The organism is Paractinoplanes atraurantiacus (genome assembly GCF_900215205.1).
Taxonomy (GTDB): domain Bacteria; phylum Actinomycetota; class Actinomycetes; order Mycobacteriales; family Micromonosporaceae; genus Actinoplanes; species Actinoplanes atraurantiacus.
Window position 1 is genome coordinate 1 of sequence record NZ_OBDY01000019.1, and the last position, 18,009, is coordinate 18,009.

The 18,009-nt window shown below is 69.5% G+C and carries 13 protein-coding genes; 8 read left to right on the top strand and 5 right to left on the bottom strand.

What is annotated here, in order from left to right:
* Together CRP55_RS32710 and CRP55_RS32715 are read right to left on the bottom strand one after the other, a co-directional pair.
* A partial coding sequence (locus tag CRP55_RS32710; protein WP_143235062.1) for an ATP-binding cassette domain-containing protein occupies positions 1-332 on the bottom strand: 332 nt, incomplete at its 3' end.
* Between the two features lie 147 nt (positions 333-479).
* The gene (locus tag CRP55_RS32715) at positions 480-1,142 is read right to left on the bottom strand and encodes a DUF4097 family beta strand repeat-containing protein (RefSeq protein WP_097325220.1); all 663 of its coding nucleotides are present in this window, start codon (positions 1,140-1,142) and stop codon (positions 480-482) included.
* A gap of 205 nt (positions 1,143-1,347) precedes the next feature.
* Here CRP55_RS32715 and CRP55_RS32720 point away from each other — a divergent pair, with 205 nt between their 5' ends.
* The 6 genes from CRP55_RS32720 to fxsT all read left to right on the top strand — a co-directional run bounded on the left by CRP55_RS32720 (position 1,348) and on the right by fxsT (position 10,885).
* Positions 1,348-2,073 (top strand): MarR family transcriptional regulator, encoded by a 726-nt coding sequence (locus tag CRP55_RS32720; protein WP_097325221.1) that lies wholly within the window; start codon positions 1,348-1,350, stop codon positions 2,071-2,073.
* Positions 2,074-2,429: 356 nt separating this feature from the next.
* Entirely contained in the window at positions 2,430-2,603 is a 174-nt protein-coding gene (locus CRP55_RS53370; protein WP_179855427.1) for a hypothetical protein, read from the top strand.
* A 4-nt stretch (positions 2,604-2,607) separates the two neighbouring features.
* Positions 2,608-4,899: an FxsB family cyclophane-forming radical SAM/SPASM peptide maturase gene (locus CRP55_RS32725; RefSeq protein WP_097325223.1), complete on the top strand. Its 2,292-nt coding sequence runs from the start codon at positions 2,608-2,610 to the stop codon at positions 4,897-4,899.
* A complete protein-coding gene (locus CRP55_RS32730) occupies positions 4,896-5,690 on the top strand; it encodes an AAC(3) family N-acetyltransferase (RefSeq protein WP_245923532.1) in 795 nt (264 codons plus the stop codon). The genes CRP55_RS32725 and CRP55_RS32730 overlap by 4 nt, the downstream gene beginning before the upstream one ends.
* A gap of 88 nt (positions 5,691-5,778) precedes the next feature.
* Positions 5,779-6,939: a TIR-like protein FxsC gene (locus CRP55_RS32735; protein WP_097325225.1), complete on the top strand. Its 1,161-nt coding sequence runs from the start codon at positions 5,779-5,781 to the stop codon at positions 6,937-6,939.
* A gap of 4 nt (positions 6,940-6,943) precedes the next feature.
* Positions 6,944-10,885 carry an FxSxx-COOH system tetratricopeptide repeat protein gene (gene fxsT / locus CRP55_RS32740; protein WP_097325226.1) on the top strand — a complete coding sequence of 1,314 codons (3,942 nt, stop codon included), beginning with the start codon at positions 6,944-6,946 and terminating at the stop codon, positions 10,883-10,885.
* Here fxsT and CRP55_RS32745 read toward each other — a convergent pair.
* Genes CRP55_RS32745 through CRP55_RS32755 form a run of 3 tightly spaced genes read right to left on the bottom strand, consistent with a single transcriptional unit; the run spans position 10,863 to position 15,663 of the window.
* Positions 10,863-11,780: an alpha/beta fold hydrolase gene (locus CRP55_RS32745; protein WP_097325228.1), complete on the bottom strand. Its 918-nt coding sequence runs from the start codon at positions 11,778-11,780 to the stop codon at positions 10,863-10,865. The genes fxsT and CRP55_RS32745 overlap by 23 nt on opposite strands.
* Positions 11,755-15,192, bottom strand: coding sequence for an NACHT domain-containing protein (locus CRP55_RS32750; protein WP_179855428.1), 3,438 nt, complete (start codon positions 15,190-15,192; stop codon positions 11,755-11,757). The genes CRP55_RS32745 and CRP55_RS32750 overlap by 26 nt, the downstream gene beginning before the upstream one ends.
* 57 nt (positions 15,193-15,249) lie before the next feature.
* Positions 15,250-15,663: a hypothetical protein gene (locus tag CRP55_RS32755; protein ID WP_097325231.1), complete on the bottom strand. Its 414-nt coding sequence runs from the start codon at positions 15,661-15,663 to the stop codon at positions 15,250-15,252.
* Positions 15,664-15,803: 140 nt separating this feature from the next.
* Between CRP55_RS32755 and CRP55_RS32760 the strand changes: the two genes are divergently transcribed.
* Both CRP55_RS32760 and CRP55_RS32765 read left to right on the top strand, forming a co-directional pair.
* Positions 15,804-16,082: a hypothetical protein gene (locus CRP55_RS32760; protein ID WP_143235065.1), complete on the top strand. Its 279-nt coding sequence runs from the start codon at positions 15,804-15,806 to the stop codon at positions 16,080-16,082.
* 247 nt (positions 16,083-16,329) lie between these two features.
* Entirely contained in the window at positions 16,330-17,265 is a 936-nt protein-coding gene (locus CRP55_RS32765; protein ID WP_143235067.1) for a hypothetical protein, read from the top strand.
* Positions 17,266-18,009: the final 744 nt, after the last annotated feature.

Below are 18,009 nucleotides of genomic sequence, written 5' to 3' on the forward strand. Positions count from 1 at the left end.
TCGCGGGTCAGGTGGTGCAGGTCGGCCATCAGGAGCATGTTCTCCTCGCCGGTGATCAGACCGTCGACGGCCGAGAACTGCCCCGTCACCCCGATCGCGGCCCGGATGCCCTGCGGGTCGGTGGCCAGGTCGTGACCGCCGACCCGGACCTCGCCCCCGCCGGGTGAGATCAGGGTCGACAGGATTTGCACCGCGGTGGTCTTGCCGGCCCCGTTCGGGCCGAGCAGGGAGAAGATGGTTCCTTCGGGTACGGCCAGGTCGACGCCGTCGAGCACGACTTTGTCGCCGTACGACTTCCGCAGCCCGTTCACTGCGATGGCCAGGTTGGTCATGGTGGTCCTCTCAGAGGTCAGAGCTGCGATCGGCGATGAGGGTCAAAGGCCGCGACCCGCGATGAGGGTGAGAAGGCCGCGACCGGCGATGAGGGTGAGAGGCCGCGGCCGGCGATGAGGGTGAGAGGCCGCGGCCGGCGATGAGGTTCAGAGGCTGCGGGCGACGATGTCGCCGTAGGCGGTGGTGGCGTGGATGTCGAGGGTGGCCGCGCCGTCGTTCTTCAGGTCGTTGACGACACGGCCGTACCCGGTGCCGGCGTCGAGCGCGGCCGAGACACCCTGAGCGGCCGCAATCGAGATCGACCCGGCCTGCGTGCGGAGCACGACGGAACCCCGTACGGCCTCGGCGATCTTGATGTCGCCCTTGGCCGTCTCGATCTCGGCCGGACCGGTCAGGCGGCTGATCGCGACGTCACCGGCCGAGGTCGTGAGGCGCGCGCTCGCCGCCTCGTCGAGCTTGATCTCGCCCTGGGCGCCGGCGAAGACGACCTCGCCGAGCCGGCCGACGCCCCGGAGCTCGGCGGCGGCCGCCTTGGCCTCGACCCGCGAGCCGGCGGGCAGCTGGACGATCACCTCGATGTATCCGGAGCTGCCGAGGATCTGGTTCGTCGCCGTGGCCTCGATCCGCAGGACGCCGTCGGCGTACTCGACCTTGGTCTGCTCCGCGGTCTTCACGTCGCGGCCCTTGCCGGCGTCGACCGGCCGGACCTCGACGACGGTGTCGGACCGGTCGGAGGCGATGAACTGGACGCGTCCGGCGGGGATGTCGAGGACGGCGGCGATCGGGGCGGGGGTGGTGAAGGTCTGCATCGTTCTCTCCTTGCAACGGTCGTTTCCGATGTGCGAAACGCTACGTTGCGTTCATGAATCGGGCAACAATGTTGTTGCATTGCTCAGAGATAACAGCAGCTCAAGAGCGCTATTTCGTTGCAACGGTTGGGATTTCAATGCAACAGCAGCGTTGCATTGAGCGCGATGAACGCTATGCTGGCCGCACCGAGGAAGGGAGATCGGCATGCCCGGAGGCAGGCTCACCCAGCAGGAACGCCAGCAGATCGCGCTGGGCCTGTCCGACGGGCTGGCGTACGCCGAGATCGCCCGCCGCCTCGACCGCCCCACCTCCACCGTGACGCGCGAGGTGATGCGCAACGGCGGGCCCACCGCCTATCGCTCCGACCTGGCCCACCGCGCCACCGAGCGCCGCGCCCACCGGCGCCGGCAGACCACCCCCGACGGGCCCGCGGTGCCGCAGGCGCACGGGCGCGACGCCGCAGCCGTGCTCGAATATCAGGAGACCTTCACGACCCTGTTCATGCAGCAGGGCCTGCCCAAGATGACGGCACGCATTCTGACCTGCCTGTTCACCACCGACGAGGGCAGCCTCACCGCGGCCGAGCTGGTCCAGCGCCTCCAGGTGAGCCCGGCGTCCATCTCCAAGTCGGTCGGCCTGCTCGAGGACCTCGAGCTGATCCGGCGGGAGCGCGACGAGCGCCGCCGCGAGCGCTACCGCGTCGACAACGACGTCTGGTTCAACTCGATGATCGCCAGCGCCCGGCAGAACGCCGATCTGGCCGAGACCGCGCGGCAGGGCGTCGCCGTCCTGATCCCCGGCACCCCGGCCGCGGTCCGGCTCGAGAACATCGCCCGCTTCATGGATTTCGTCGCCGAGAGCATCATCCGGGCCGCGGAACAGGCCCGCGGGATCCTCTACACGAAGGCCCCGGAGACGCCGTCCGACTGAACGAATCGGATTTCCGACTGTCACCCGTTGGTGGGGTCGGCAGCGGCCTCGGCACCCCGCTCGGCGTTGTCCGTACCGGCTGGCAGCGCGGGGCCACAAAACACGCCAAAACGAACTTACTTTAATGGCCCCTGGCCATACGCGACAAGACTAGTCTGGCGACAGGGCAACCCTTTCCCGGGTGCGTCCGCCGAGGCTGGGACAGCAAGCGCGAAGACGTCCAGGCATCGACCCGGGTCGTCTTTTCGCGCGCAAAGTCCGTCCCTTAGCCCGTTGGCGGTCGGCCGCCGCAGGCACTACGGTAGGCCGTCGGCGAGGCGGTCTGTCGCTCTCCACAGAAGCCCAAAGGAAGATCGATGACGACCTTAGCTGTGCACGCGGAGAAGCCCCGGCTCCCGCTGGGCAAATTGAACACCGAGCACCTCGACGACCTGTCGGACGACGACGTGTCGCCGATCGTCAACCGGATCATGGCGGCGCACCTCGACCAGACCCGGATCCCCGCGGCGAAGTTCTCCTCGTTCATCTGAGCCCATGCCCGCCCGGCAGCCCGATGGGACATTGACGGAGTTCGTACTCAAGGTCCACTCGCGATGTGATCTTGCGTGTGACCACTGCTACGTCTTCGAGCATGCCGATCAGAGCTGGCGGCGACGGCCCGCGCGCATCGACGGCACCGTCCTGCGCGCCGCCGCCCACCGCATAGCCGAGCACGCCCGCAACCACGACCTCGCCGACGTCTCGGTCATCCTGCACGGCGGCGAGCCCCTTCTGCTCGGGCCCGCGCGCATGCGTGAGGTGCTCACCGAGTTGCGCGACATCGTGGGCCCGGTGACCGGGCTGCGGCTCGGCATGCAGACGAACGGCGTGCTGCTGACCGAGCGCTTCGCCCAGCTGCTGGCCGAGTTCGACGTCCGGGTCGGCGTCTCGATCGACGGCGACCGCGATGCCAACGACCTGCACCGCCGCTACCGCAACGGCGCCAGCAGCTACGACCAGGTGCTGCGGGCGCTGGAGTTGTTGCGCCGCCCCGCTTTCCGGCGGCTCTACTCGGGCCTGCTGTGCACTGTGGACGTGCGTTCCGACCCGATCCGGGTCTACGAGGCGCTCCTGGCCCAGGCCCCGCCGCGGATCGACTTCCTCCTGCCGCACGCGACCTGGGAGGCGCCGCCGCTGCGCCCGGGCAGCGCTCCGGCCCCGTACGCCACCTGGCTCTCGGCCGTCTATCGACGCTGGATCACCGATGGCCGCCCGGTCGCGATCCGCCTGTTCGACTCGTTGCTGGCGCTGGGCGAGGGGCGGCCCAGCGGCAGTGAGTGGGTCGGCCTCGATCCGGTCGACCTCGCGGTGATCGAGACCGACGGCGAGTGGGAGCAGGCCGACTCGCTCAAGACGGCCTTCGACGGCGCCGCCGCGACCGGCATGACGGTCTTCACCCACACCGCCGACGACGTGGCAGCCACGCCCGAGCTGACCCGCCGCCGCTCCGGCCTCGACGGGCTCAGCCCCACCTGCCGCCAGTGTCCCGTGGTCGGCCAGTGCGGGGGCGGCCTGTTCGCGCATCGCTACCGCGCCGGGAGCTTCGACAACCCGAGCGTCTACTGCGCCGACCTGAAAGAACTGATCATGTGCGTGAACGACAACCCTCCGCCGGCGCCCGCGGACGCCGATCCCACGCTGCTGCCGCAGGCCGTGCTCGACCGGATAGCGGTCTCGGCCGGCGACGGCGGGGCCGTGCGACGGCTCGACGAGGCGCAGAACGCCATCGTCCGCGGCCTGCTCGTCAAGGTCGCGGGCGGGCTCGAGGCGACCGGCCCGTCCGCCGACAACTGGGCCGTGCTGACCGATCTTGATCATGCGCATCCGGACGCCGTGGCCGGGGTGCTGGCTCATCCGTACATCCGGTCCTGGGCCGTTGAACTGCTCTCCGGCGCGGGCACCGGCACGTGGCAGGGCCCGGGATACCTGGGTTCGATCGCCGCGGCCGCCGCCTTCGCGGCCGGCGTGCCCGCGCAGACCTTCGTCCCGGTGCGCGACGGCCGCGTCCACCTGCCGACGCTCGGCACGATCCTGCTGCCGGGCGTCGCCGACTCGATCGCCGAGCTCCACGTCGGCGACGGCTCGCTCAGCGTGGGTGACACTGTCGTCCGGCTCGACGACGAGACGTCCTGGCTGCCGAACCGGTGGCTGGTCACCGATGGTCTCGCCGTCCTGCTCGAAGACCTCGATCCCCATCGCGACTGCCACAAGCTCCCGGCCTCCGGCCGGCTCGACGACGACGCCGCTCAGCGCTGGGCCGTCGCCTTCGCCGAGGCCTGGCGGATCCTGCGGGACGAGGCGCCCGGCCACGCCGAGGAGCTGCGCGTCGGCCTGCGGGCGATAGTGCCGCTGCGCCTGACCGGCGACGGCGTGAGCGAGGCCTCGACCGCCCGGCAGGCCTTCGGCAGCGTCGCCGTGACCGAAACCGATCCGGCCTCCCTGGCCGTCCTGCTGGTGCACGAGTTCCAGCACAGCAAGATGAACGCGCTGCTCGACATCTGCAACCTGGTCGACGTCACCAAGCCCAACAAGATCACCGTTGGCTGGCGGCCCGACCCGCGCCCGGCCGAGGCCGTGCTGCACGGCATCTACGCCCACGCGGCCGTGGCCGGCATGTGGCGGGTCCGCAGCGATCGGCGGGTCGACGGCGCCGCGGCCGTCTTCGAGCAGTACCGGGCCTGGACGACCGAGGCCATCCAGGCCCTCGAGCGCACCGACGCGCTGACGCCCGTCGGCTCGCGGCTGCTGCGACAGGTCTCCGGCATGGTGAGCACCTGGGCGCCATGACCACCGCGACCCGCCAGCGTTCGCTGATCGCCGAGCTCCGGGCCCTGGGCCTGGCGGTCGGCGACGTCGTGCTCGTGCACTGCTCGCTGCGCAGCGTCGGGCGGATCATCGGCGGCGCGGCCGCCCTGGCCTGCGCCCTGCGCGCGGCGGTGGGACCGGGCGGGACCCTCGTCGTGCCCGCGCAGACCCCGGACAACTCGGTGAGCAGCGACGCCTACCGGGCCGCGACGGACGGGATGACCGACGAGGAGCGCCGGGCCTACGAGGAGCGGATGCCGGGCTTCGACGTGCGCCGCACGCCCTCGTACGGCGTCGGGGCCTTCGCCGAGTACGTTCGCCGCCGCCCGGGCGCCATCCGCAGTGGACATCCGCAGACCTCGTTCAGCGCGTGGGGCCGCCGGGCCCGCGAGCTCATGCGTGTGCACGACCTCGACAGCCACCTCGGCGAGCGGTCGCCGCTGGCCGCCCTGGAGCGGGCGAACGCCAAGACGTTGCTGCTCGGCGTGGGCTACGAGTCGTGCACGGCGCTGCACCTGGCCGAGTACAGGCTGCGCCGCCCGCCGATGGTCCGCCCCTATCGCTGTTACGAGCTCGACCACGGCCACCGCGTCCGCCGCGAGTTCCGCGCGCCGCATCTGGACGCCGCGCCGTTCACCCGCATCGGCCTCAGCCTCGACGATCAGCCGTTCACCCGGAAGGGCACGATCGGGCAGGCACCGGCGCGGCTGCTACCCGTCCGGGCGATGGTTCGGTTCGCGGTCGGGTGGATGGATCGTAATCCGGCGCGGTAGAACCTGGTCTCCGTCTGATTACCTCCTCTAGTCTGATGTGAACGTTACGGAGTGCGCCGTTCGGGGAGCAGTTAGTGATCACACCGAGATGACTCTCGATAGAGGTTCCTCGGCCGACGCCCGGTACTTCTATCTCAGCTATGCCCCGATACCGTCGCCGGACGACCGGCTCCTGGGCGACCACTGGGTGCGCCGCTTCTTCGTCGACCTCAACGCGGCCATCGACGAGCAGCCCGGCCGCCGCGTCCGCCGGCCCGGCTTCGCCGACTTCGTGGTGCCGCCGTCCGAGGACCGCCAGGCGCATCGCCAGCGAGCCCTCACCGAGGCCGACGTCCTCGTCCCGCTGTACACGCCGGAATATCTGAACCGGCTCGAGTCGCGGCGCGAGCGCGACTGGTTCCGGCAGCGCGTGGTGCGCGCCGGCCGGGCGCCCGACGGCGCGAACATCCTGCCGGTGCTGTGGACCCCGTCGCCGTTGCGGGCGCATCGCGCCGAGCAGGAGCGCGCCCTGCTCATCGCCCGCGACGTCGAGGCGTACGCGGAAAGCGGCATGAGCGCGCTGTGCCGGCTGCTGATCTACCAAGGCGAGTATCAGAAGATCGTGCGGCGGATGGCCCGGCACATCGTCGAGACCGCCGCCGGCTCGCCCCTGCAGGTCTCCTCGCCCTCGATCCCGTCGGCCGTGACCGCGCCGCCGCCGGTCGACATTCCCTTCCGGACGGTGCTGATCACCTCCGACTGGGCGCCCTCGGCCGGCGACGCCGCGCTGGTCAACGGCTATGAGTCGCTGCGCAGCCAATGGCGGCCGTTTCCGGGCCAGCCGCCCGTGGTCGACGACATCGTGCTGGCCGTGGAGCGTTTGCGCATGCCGGCCCGGGTGCACGACTTCGTGCCGGCCGGGGACCTGTTCGAGCACTGCCCGGGCATCATCGTGATCGACACCCGGGTGCTCGGCACGGCCGGCACCGGGGTGATCCGCGAGGCGGTGAGCTGCCTGCGCAGCTGGGTCGGCGTGGTGCTGATCGCCGACGGACCGGCCGGCGAGCAGCTCGACCGGGCCGCCGAATACTTCCCGACCCACGCGGGGCTGCTCAAGGTCACCGCGTACGACGAGTGGCGCTCCGGCATCAACGGTCTGGCTCACCGCATGCGGCGCCGCTATCTCGACGAACACCCGGCCTATCCACCGCCCGGCCGGCCGACTCGGAGACCACGGCTATGGGACAGCATTCCACCCAGCACGGAGTGATCAGATGGCGCAGCGGGACGGGAAAGTCGTCACCTTCTACTCCTACAAGGGCGGCACCGGCCGCACCATGGCGCTGGCCAACGTCGCCTGGATCCTGGCCGCGAACGGCAAGCGGGTCCTCGCCGTCGACTGGGATCTCGAGTCGCCCGGCCTGGCCCGGTTCTTCGCCCCGTTCATCGACCGCGACGCGCTCGACAGCATGTTCGGCGTCATCGACCTGATCGAGGACTACGAGCTGTCCACCGCCACCCAGTCCGACAAGGACGGTGAGCGCTGGCACGAGCAGTACGCGAGGGTGCACAAGTATTCGTTCTCGCTGAACTGGCAGCACTTCCCCCGGGGCGGCACCCTCGACTTCCTCTCGGCCGGGCAGCAGAACAACGACTACGCCGGCTACCTGGCCGGGATGAACTGGGACGACTTCTACGAGCGCAAGGGCGGCGGCCAGTTCTTCGACGCGCTCCGGGCCGACATGAAGAAGCACTACGACTACGTCCTGATCGACAGCCGTACGGGGTTCTCCGACGTCTCCGACATCTGCACCATCCACCTGCCGGACATCCTGGTCACCTGCTTCACGCTCAGCGAGCAGGGCATCGTCGGCGCGGCCAAGGTGGCCCAGCTCGTCGAGCACCGCTACGACAAGCGGCGGATCCGGGTGCTCCCGGTGCCGATGCGGATCGACCCGGCCGAGAAGGTCAAGGCGGACACCGGCCGGGCGGTGGCGCGGCAGCGCTTCACCGGCCTGCCGAGCGGCCTCGACGAGGCCGGGCGGGACCGCTACTGGGCCCGGATGCAGGTGCCCTACCAGGCCTTTTACGGCTATGAGGAGCTGCTGGCGACCTTCGCCGACCAGCCCGGGTCCAACGGCTCGCTGCTCTCGGCGTACGAGGTGCTGGCCGGCGAGATCACCGAGGGCGACGTGCTGTCGCTGCCGCCGATGGCCACCGCCCTGCGCGAGCGGATCAACGCGCGGTTCGCCCGTACGCCCGCCTCGGTCGAGAACGAGGTCGTGCTGCGCCATTCGTCGTACGACCGGGTGTGGGCCGAGTGGATCGGCCACCTGCTGGTGGCGGCCGACGTCAAGGTGGTCGACCCGTGGTTCCCGGACGCCGACGTCTCCGGAGCGGCCCGCGAGCTGTTGATCGTTTCCGAGTCGAACGCCACCGACGAGGCCATCACCAGCGCCGCCGACCGCTCTCCCGACCAGGTGCCCCTGGTCGTCTACGTGGCCGACGTCCGCCGCCTCGCCCACGTGCCGGCCTCACAGAGCGCCTCGATCACCGGGCTCGAGGCCGAGGCGGCGGCCGCGCGCATCCTGCGCCTGATCGGCCGGGAGGGCGCGCCCTCCGATGTGGAGCTGCCGACCAGCCCCCGATTCCCGGGCGCCGACAACTCCGTGTTCGAGGTACCGGGCCGCAACACCCGGTTCACCGGCCGCGAGGAGGATCTGCGCCAACTCCGTACCCACCTGCGCAGCAGCCCGATGGTCGTGCTGGCCAGCCCGGGCCCAGTGGCGTTGCAGGGGATGGGCGGCATCGGCAAGAGCCAGCTGGCGCTGGAGTACGCCCACCGCTACCGTGCCGCCTACGACGTCGTGTGGTGGATCGACGCCGACCAGGTGTCGTTCCTCGAGTCGGCGCTGGGCGACCTGGCCCCCTCGCTCGGCCTGGCCCCGTCCGACTCCAACCGCGACAACGCGCGGGCTGTGCTCGACCGGCTGCGGCACACCGACCTCCGCTGGCTGCTGATCATGGACAACGCGGACGAGGTCGACGGCGTCCTGCCGTACGTGCCCGAGGGCAAGGGCCACGTGCTGATCACCTCGCGCAACCTGCAGTGGGCCGAGCGGGCCACCGCGGTGCAGGTCGACGTGTTCAAGCGCGAGGAGAGCAAGCAGCACCTGATCCAGCGCGTGCCGACCATCGAGGAGGAGCAGGCCGACCGGATCGCGGGCCTGCTGGGCGACCTGCCGATCGCCATCGCGGCCGCCGCGGCCTGGCTGGCCGACACCGGCGCCTCGGTCGAGCAGTATCTCTCCGAGATCGTCCAGTCCGGTGCGGGCGCGGTGATGGAGCCGCACAAGAACGAGTCGGTCGAGGCGACCTGGGAGCTGTCGCTCAGCCACCTGCGCGACACCTATCCGGCCGCCTACCGGGTGCTCCAGCTCTGCTCCATGTTCTCCCCGGAGATCGCCACCGACCTGGTCTACAGCGACGCCTTCGCCGAGGCCCTGGTCCCCTATCACTCGCAGGTGACCACCGAGCGCCTGATCCGCCAGCAGCTCGTGCAGCAGGCGCACCGGCTCGCCCTGGTCCGGGTCGACCTGCGGGCCGACAACCCGTCCAGCGGCGAGACCGGCCGCGGCGGCTTCGTCGTCATGCACCGCCTGCTGCAGCACGCGGTCCGCTCCCGGATGACCGAGGACGAGCGCGAGGAAGCCCGCCGCCAGGTGCATCTGGTGCTGGCTGCGGCCCGGCCCAGCGACGAGGTCGACGACCCGGAGGACTGGCCCAAGTTCCGCATGATCTGGCCACACCTGGAGGTGTCGAAGGCGCCGTTCAGCCGGGTGCCCAAGGTGCGCGAGCTGATGATCGACCGGGTCCGGTACCTCCAGCTGCGCGGCGAGCTCGAGGCCGGCCGGCGCCTCGGCGAGGAGGTGGCGACGACCTGGGAGGAGATGCTGCGCGAGGAGACCGACGAGCAGGCGGCGGCCGACCTGCGGCGCCAGCTGCTGCACCTGCAGTTCAACCTGGGCAACATCCTGAGCTTCCTGGGCCTGCTCAAGGAGTCGCACGCGCTCGACGCGCAGGTGCTCCAGCAGCAGCGGGAGCTGCTCGGCAACGACCATCCGCACACGCTGATGACGGCCGGCGGCCTCGCCCGCGACCTGCGCGGCCTGGGCCAGTACAGCGAGGCCCTGGCCCTGGACGCGACCACCTTCGCCGCCTGGAAGAAGAACTTCGGCGAGGTCCACTGGCGGTCGCTCAAGGCGCTCAACAACCTGGCCAGCACCCAGCGGCTGATGGGCGACTTCCGGGAGGCCCGCAAGAACGACGAGATGGTGCTGGCCGGCCGGCGCCTGCTCCGGCACGCCGAACACCCGGACACGCTGATCTCGTCGGCCTACGTCGGCATCGACATGCGCGACGCCGGCGACTACGAGCAGTCCATCGCCCGGCTCCGCGGCGTCTACCGCGACCTGCTGCGCACGCGCGGCCCGGAAGACCTGATGACCCTGCGTACGCAGACCAATCTCGCCGTCTCCCTGCGCGCGGCCGGCCAGCCGGTCGAGGCCGGTGAGCTGCTCGGCGCCGCCCTCAAGACGCTGACCGACCGGTTCGGCCCGGACAACCCCGAGACGCTGACGTGCCGGCTCAGCCTCTCGATCAACCTGCTCCAGGTCGACCAGCACCAGCTGGCCGGCGAGGAGCTGACCGAGGTGCAGCAGATCTACCTGCGCAACCTCGGGCCGCGGCACCCGCTCACCCTGGTCTGCCAGCTCAACCTGGCCATGGTGGCCCGTTACGCGGGCGATCTCGACCGGGCGCGGGAGCTGGCGGCGGACGCGGCCGAGCTGCTGTCGGAGGCGCTGGGCAGCGACCATCCGTACGCCCTCTCGGGCTGGATGAACCTGGCCATCTCCATCGCCGAGCAGGCCGGCCCGCCCGAGGGCCGCGCCGCGGCCGACCAGGAGGCGCTGCGCCTGTTGCAGCGCGCCTCGGACGGGCTCAACCGGGTGCTGGGCGAGGACCACCCGAACGCCCTGCGCTGCCGGGCCAACCTGCTGCTGCTCCAGGAGCGGCTCGAGCCGGGCCGGCGCAGTCAGCAGCTCGACGCGACCGCACGGCGCCTGGCCCGGCGGCTCGGCGAGGGCCACCTCGCGGTGGCCGCCATCCGCGAGAGCAAGTTCCAGCGGCGCATCATCGACCCGCATCCGATCTGATCTGCGGGTGGTCGGGCCGGGTCAGCCAGGCCAGGATCTCCGGCAGCACGGCCACCGCGCCGAAGTGCGCGGTGTGCCGCTGCACCTGCACCTCGGAGCTCTGGATCTGCCCGGCCAGCCAGCGCGTGTGGCTGGCCGGCGTGAAGTTGTCGTCGGCGCCGTGCCACAACCGCACCGGCATCTTGATCTCGGTCAGGGCGAAACCCCAGTCCGAGCGCAGGGCCAGTACGTCGTCGATCCATCCGTCCGGGCCCTCACGCAGCGCCTCGGCGTAGGCGTCGAGCAGCTGCCGCCGGATCGGCACGCCGGCCACGGCCTTCTTGTCGGCCTCGGTCATCTGCTCGATGAGGAACTCGAGCAGCGACCCCGGATCGTCGATGACCTTGGCCGCGCGCCGCCGCAGCTCCTGCACCAGCAGCGCGTCGTCGTGCCCGGCACTGCGGAAGTCGCGGACGTTGGCGTCGGTCATCCCGCCGAACCAGTCCAGCCCGGCCGCGTCGGACGGCGCCATGCCGACCAGCACGGCGGCCCGCAGCACCCGGTCGGGCAGCAGGGCGGCGCAGGCCAGCGCGTGCGGACCACCGCCGGAGCGCCCCACCACCGAGAACTCGCCGATCCCGAGGTGGTCGGCGATCGCCGCCACGTCACCGGCCGCGTCGGCCACGCTGCGGCCGGCCGACCGGCTCGAGCCGCCGTATCCGGGCCGGTCGTACGAGATCAGGCGGACACCCTGGCGGTAGAGCACGCTCGGCCGCGGGCGGGGACCGCTGCGGCTGCCGGGGGTGCCGTGCAGCAGGAACACCGGCCGCCCGTTCCCCGCACCGACCGCGTCGACGGCGAGGACCCTCCCTCCCGTACGGACGACGTGCTCATGTCGTGTCTGCGGGTGGGACAACCCGGGCCTCCTCGAATGCCGTCAGCTCCGCCAGGGCGCCGGCGAGGGTGTCGTCGCCGGGCGCCCGGCCGTGTGCGCGCAGATAGTCGGTGAGGATGCGGCTCAGGCGGGCCTCGTCCAGGAACTCGTCCGGCCGCCGCTGTGACAGCAGGCGCGTCATGGCCGCCGGCGGGATCTTCTGCCAGGCCTGGTCGGGGAAGCCGCTGAGGGCGATGAGCAGCCACAGCGCGGTGCGGTTGCCGACACCGGCGTCGGCGAACTGCTCGACCATCTCGGCCGAGACCATCGCCTCCTCCACCGGCAGCTCGGCCAGCCGGCTCTCCACATCGGCCACGACGGCGCTGACCTGCTGCGCGTACCGCTCCGGCAGCCGGCTCAACCCCGTGCGCAGGATCAGCGCGTGCAGGACGGCGTGGCCCTCCGGGGCGCCCACCGAGCGGAGCAGATCGGGAAACTCATCCATCAGGTACGGGCACGAGACGATCAGCTCGGCCGGCGCCGTGACCGACATGGGCAGCCGGCTCAGCGCCACCCGGGTCAGCGCGCACACCAGGTCGGCCGGCAGCTGCCGGCCGTCCTCGGCCAGACACTCGAGCAGCAGGGCGGCCGTCGTGCTGGACACCGCCTCGGGCCGTTCCCGGGCGCGCTCCAGCAGCCGCCGGTAGCCGCGCTCGTCGTACAGGGTCAGGGTGTTGAGCGAGGGCACCGGCCAGCGCCGGGTGGCCAGCTCGACCATGTCGGCGTGGAAACGGCCGCTCTCGAAGCTCTCCGGCTGGTGGCCGCGCCACGTGCGCGCGCCCGCCTGCAACTGCCCGTACGCGGTGATGTCGCCGACCAGCCGGGCCTCCTCGGCCGCCACGTTCAGGCCGTTGCCGAGCTGCTCCCGGCGCACCGCGGTGATCCGCCCCTCGCTGTCCCGCCCCAGCCAGCTGATCATCGCGAGCTGGCCCTTCTCGTCGAGCCCGGCCCGCCACAGCCGCACGGTCGAGGTCCAGGTGCTCTCATCCATCAGGTCGGTGTGCAGCACGCCCCGCTCGCCGGCGACCAGCGCGGCCAGGCTGACCAGGTTGGCGGTGTAGGCGGCGAGCAGGCGCACCGGGTCGTACCGCGACGGCTCGTAGCGGTCGATGCCCGCGATGTCGTGACGCTGCCGGGCCTCGGCCAGCAGGGCCACCACGGTCTCGACGACGGCGGCCCGCATCTGCGGGCTCAGCTTGGCGCTGAGCTCCTTGGCGAACATCATCACGGCGTCCCGCTTGACCAGCGGCTGATGCGACAGCAGGGCCCGGAACCGCCCGGTGCCGAGCTGGGCCCCGGATCCGGCCCGCAGGAACCGGCGGAGCTCAGCCAGGTCGCGCAGCGAGTTCAGGACGTGATCGGCGATGAGGAAATCGCCGAAGGTCGCGTGCAGGAACTCGTACGTCCGCCGGGTGTCCTCGCCCTGAAGGTCGTCGGGCCCGTAGACCACGAAGAACGCCGTCGTGACCAGCTGCTCCGGCCCCAGCTGATCACCGGGCGGGGCCGCGGCGTCGGCCGAGGCCCCGAAACAGGCCAGGTCGGCGCGCAGGTGAGCCCGGTTGACCACCTCACGGTTGCGGTTGAACATCGCGAAGGCCGTGATCGCCAGATCGTGGCGGAGCTGCTCCTCCTGGGCCGCCCGTTCCTCCGTCGACGGCGCCCGCGGCGACTTCTCGGCCACCTGCCGCCGGATGAAGGCGGTGAGCAGCCCGGTGAACAGGTCGGACTGCGAGATGTCGTAGTCCGGCCGCTGATCGACGCTGTGCTCGTTGTAGTAGATCGCCAGCAGGGTCAGCAGCAGCGGCTGGCGCACCAGTTCCCCGTACGACAAAAGGTCCCGTGCCACCAACGGCCGAAAGCCGGCCTGTTTCTCGTTCTCCTTGTTGACCGCCCGGACCCAGTCGCCGATCTGCTGATCGGCAAGATCCTCAAGACGGACCAGCACGGTTCCGTACGGAAGACTGGCCCGATCCATGACCAGCATGCGTGACGTGATGATCGGGATCATCGAGAACCCGAGCTCCCACTGCCGCTCCTGAAACTCGGCCACCCGCTCGATGTACTGCGAATGCGCCGTGCCGGTGGCCTGCACAAGCTCGTCGAAACCGTCGAAGACCACGACCACGGTCGTACGCTTCGACGCCTCCCGCAGATCCTTCCACCGGATCCGGTCATCCATGATCTGCTCGATGGCCGACTCGATCTGCTCGGCCGGATTTTTGTCCCCGGTCATCAACCGCAGCGGCACCACAATGGCCGTGAACCGGGCCGCCGGCAGCCGCGCCGCGATGACCCGGGTGAGCAGCGTCTTGCCGGCACCCGGCTGGCCCAGAATGAGAAGCGGCCGGTGCAGGCTCTCCGGGTCGGTCAGATAGTCACTGAGAAAACCGACCAGGTCAGCGCTCCAGCGCTGCTCCTTCCACCAGTCCTCCTGCTCCGGCTTGGCATAGCGGTCGTACTCCGCGATCCGGAAATCCGGGCTGATGAAACCCTTCTCCACGGTCGGAATGCCCAGGTGGAAGTCGATGCCCTTGATCCGCAACAACGGCTGCTTGAACACCACGGTCATGGAGGCGGCCAGCCGATCGAGCGAATCCCGGAGCGGATCGGTCACGGCCGACGGCACAGGACCGTGGAGCGCGGCCAGATTTTCGAAGAGATCCTCGAGAGCGTCCAGCCGGTTGACCACCTTTGCGGTCATCTCACGGTTGTCGATGACGCCATGCTCGAGCGCCTGCCGCAACGTCCGGAACCCGAACTCGGGAAGATCGGCCGCCAGCCGATCGAACCGGTCGTCGTAGTACCGCATGCTCCGCTCGACCACCCGCGTGCGCAGCGAGGAATGATCGAGCCCGCGCCGTACCTCAGGCCAGGCGGCAAGCCCTTCACAGAACACGATGGTGGCGTCGTAGAGGGCGACATAGGCGTTTTCGACATCCGTACGGGACTCGCCCAGCCCTTGCACGGAAGAGGGCAGCGGGAAACCCCCGTCATCGATCTCATCGGACAGCGACCGCCCCCGCCCGTCCCGCGCGGCCACCGCGCCCTTCTCGGCGTCGGTCAGCTCCAGCCGGTCGAACCCCGGCCCCACCTCATCCCGAAAGGCGTCGAAGAAGGCCGACAGGGCGAGCACGGTGTGACTGGCCTCGAGCAACTCGTAGTAGGACTTGCCACCCGAGGTCCGAATCCGCCCGGCGGGATTACCGGTGAAGTCGCGGACGGCCTGAAGGAGCGCGTTCTTCGGCCCCAGAAGGGCGAGGGTGGCCCCTTGGGAGAGGGCCCCACCGGTGAGAAGCCCCGCCGACAGCACCTTGTCGATCTGCGACAGCCGCGCATTGCCCGGAGCCAGCTGGCGCATCGCTTCCCGATAGCTGAGGCTAGATCGGCGCGCCATTCCCCGGAGCATACGGACTTCCATAACGGAAAGCCATCGACCAACCCCTCTGGGTGATCATCCTTCGTCGCCGCGGTAATACTGTCCCCACGCCTGCGCCTGCCGGTCGACGGAGAAGCCTTCAAAGTCCCCGGCAGCCTCACATTCACCCAGGTAGCCCAGCGCTTCCGCGGCCAGCTCGGAGCCGTCGGCGGCCAGGTGAGCCTTGGTGGCATCGAGGCCCGCACCGCACAGCAGTTGAACTTCGAGAGCGCAGTGGGCATCCCAGCTGGATTCCTTGGCCAGCCAGACGGTCAGCACGTCATCGAGGCGGCCGGCATTGAACAGCTGAACACAGCACAGCCGCATCAGCTCGGTGTCCTGCTCATCCTGCATGAGCTGCGCCTGCTCACGCAGCACGCCCCGGATCACATCGAGGTCATCGCCAGAGGGCTCCAGACCAAAGCGACGAAGGCTCTCATCCACGTCCACGAATGCTCCTCGTCGTAGCGCTCAGGGCCTCGGCCTCACGCACGTTACGCGCCGCCCCGACCGACAGGGTGCCCGAAGCCGCCGCATGGGGGTGGCCGGGATTGCTCACCGAGGCGACCCGTAGCACCGTCGAGGTGTCAATGACGATCTCCGCTGCTGGTGCCGGCTGGCACGCCCACGGCCGCCTCGCCGACGAAGCGGACCAGGAAGGATTCGCGTTCCTGTGTGCACTCGACCCGATCTTCACGCTGCGGTTCGAGGAGGGAAGCGGCATTGCCGTCACCGTCCGACCCACCGACGACCATCGACAATTCACCCTGCACGAGTACACCGGACCGCCACAGCGAGCGGTCGAGCAGCACATCACGTTCATCCCGGGCGCGCGGCCCCACCCCGGGGACGTTGTTCGCTTAGAGTGACACCACGGCTACTGAACCGCTTCGGGCCCGAGAAGCTGATTTGGTGTCGAACTTTCCCCCGACCGACTGCCGCTGGACGACGGTTTCCCAGAGGGCGGCGCTGCATCGTCGCGATCCCTCCTTGGACGTTGCATCGGCATTACAGTAGGCCTTTCATTAGCGGTCATCACCGGCATTACATGTACCCGCTGCCGTGTCGCGATCAGTCAGGCCTAGTGACTTGCAGCGCGTGGTCAGATGTGGCCTGATGTTCGGCATGACACGTCCGGTTCTGCTCAGCCCGCATGTCCCGCCCGAAGCGGCGTCGGCCTACGAGACCAGGCGCTTCTACTTGAAGAAGTCGAAGCGCAAATCTGCCCCTCTGAGACGCGCTTTCATTCAGCGGCCCCCCGGCAGCACCCCTCGGGTGGGTCCGCTCGCCGCCTTCGTCCGACGGGGAGACATCCGTGCTTTGGATGCTTACCTGTACCTCGTCGCGATCACAAGTGGCGACCTTGAAGGCGTTGGGTGGTCGTACACCCTTGATAGCAATATCTGGGCTCGCGCCTTTGGCGCCACCGATCGGGCCTCCAGCAGTTCCGCGCTCACTGCAGTCGTCAGGATTCTCAACCGTCTCCAGGAGCGCAAGCTGCTGGAGTGGAAGCGCGTGCGTCCGCGAAGCTCGGAGATCACCGTGACCTTGCTTAAGGAAGACGGAAGCGGTGAGCCCTACACCCGCCCCGGTAGGGCGAACCTCGATCCGTACATCAACCTGCCATTCGGCTACTGGTACGACGAGTGGGACCAGCGGCTGAGCCTGCCGGCGACCGCCATGCTTCTCGTCCTATCTGCGGAGTTCAAGTCGACGGCGCTGCCAGCCCACCGCGTCGACGAGTGGTACGGCTGGTCAGCAGACACGGCAGAGCGAGGTTTCGCGGAGTTGGAACGCTACAACCTAATGACGCAGCAGCGGGTGACCCGGAAGGCCCCGAACGCACCAGTCGGATGGACCGCCGAAAACCGCTACACGCTTCAACGCCCGTTCAGGCATCGGAAGCGCAGCGCGGCGAGTGCGAAGTCCGCTGCAGCCGTCACGTCTGACGCGACGCCGGCCCTGCAAGGCTTGGTCGATGCGGTCCCCATAGTTCCTGTCCCAGCAGGCTTCGAGCAGTCCTGGACTGGGCTCCCGAAGCTAGACGCTTGATGACTATTAGGTGGCCTCTGAACGGCGGGCACCGCTCAGAGGCCCGGCTCAACACAACCCCAGCTCGCCGCGTCTGACGAAACGAGGATCTGCCGAACCATGTCCAGACTAAATCTCCGCCGTCGCCCCGCTGAAGACCGCCCTGAACCGCCAGACGGAGATCTACATCTACCCGTGCGCTGGGGCGTCATCGCAGTCGCCGGAGTGGGTTGTGGTTTCGCGTTAGGGACTGCAACTGGCCCAGCCGAGGGTTTAACGGTAGGCCTTGCTGTCGCTACGTTCCTTCACAAGGTGCTCGCGAAACGGTAACGGAGCGGTCCGGTCCTGCTCCAAATGGCCAGACCGCACCCACATCCCGGCGCTGCGGGCCTCGCCTTGGCGCCGGGATCTCAGCCCTGCAGCAGGCGCAAATAGATGCCACGAATCTCCAGGGATACGTGGCCTAGTTCCGGTGCGGCTTCCCCGCTAAGAATGCTCGCTTAGCTTTGCCTGTTGCGTGCGAAGGGCGGGGAGTGCCCGCGCGATTTCCTCAGCGTCCAGACTTTCCGGGGCGTGAACGATCTTGTTTCGGATCTGGAGAAGGCGCCGCAGTTCGGCTAGATCCTCGTCCCGTAGGTGTGCTACCTCGGAATATGCGCGGAGAATAGTTGCAAGACTCGCAGGTCGGCTGAGTTGGTCTGACCGCGCCTTGGACCTGATGCCTCTCTCAAGCTGCATCCACTCCCAAAGAAAAATACTGCTTTC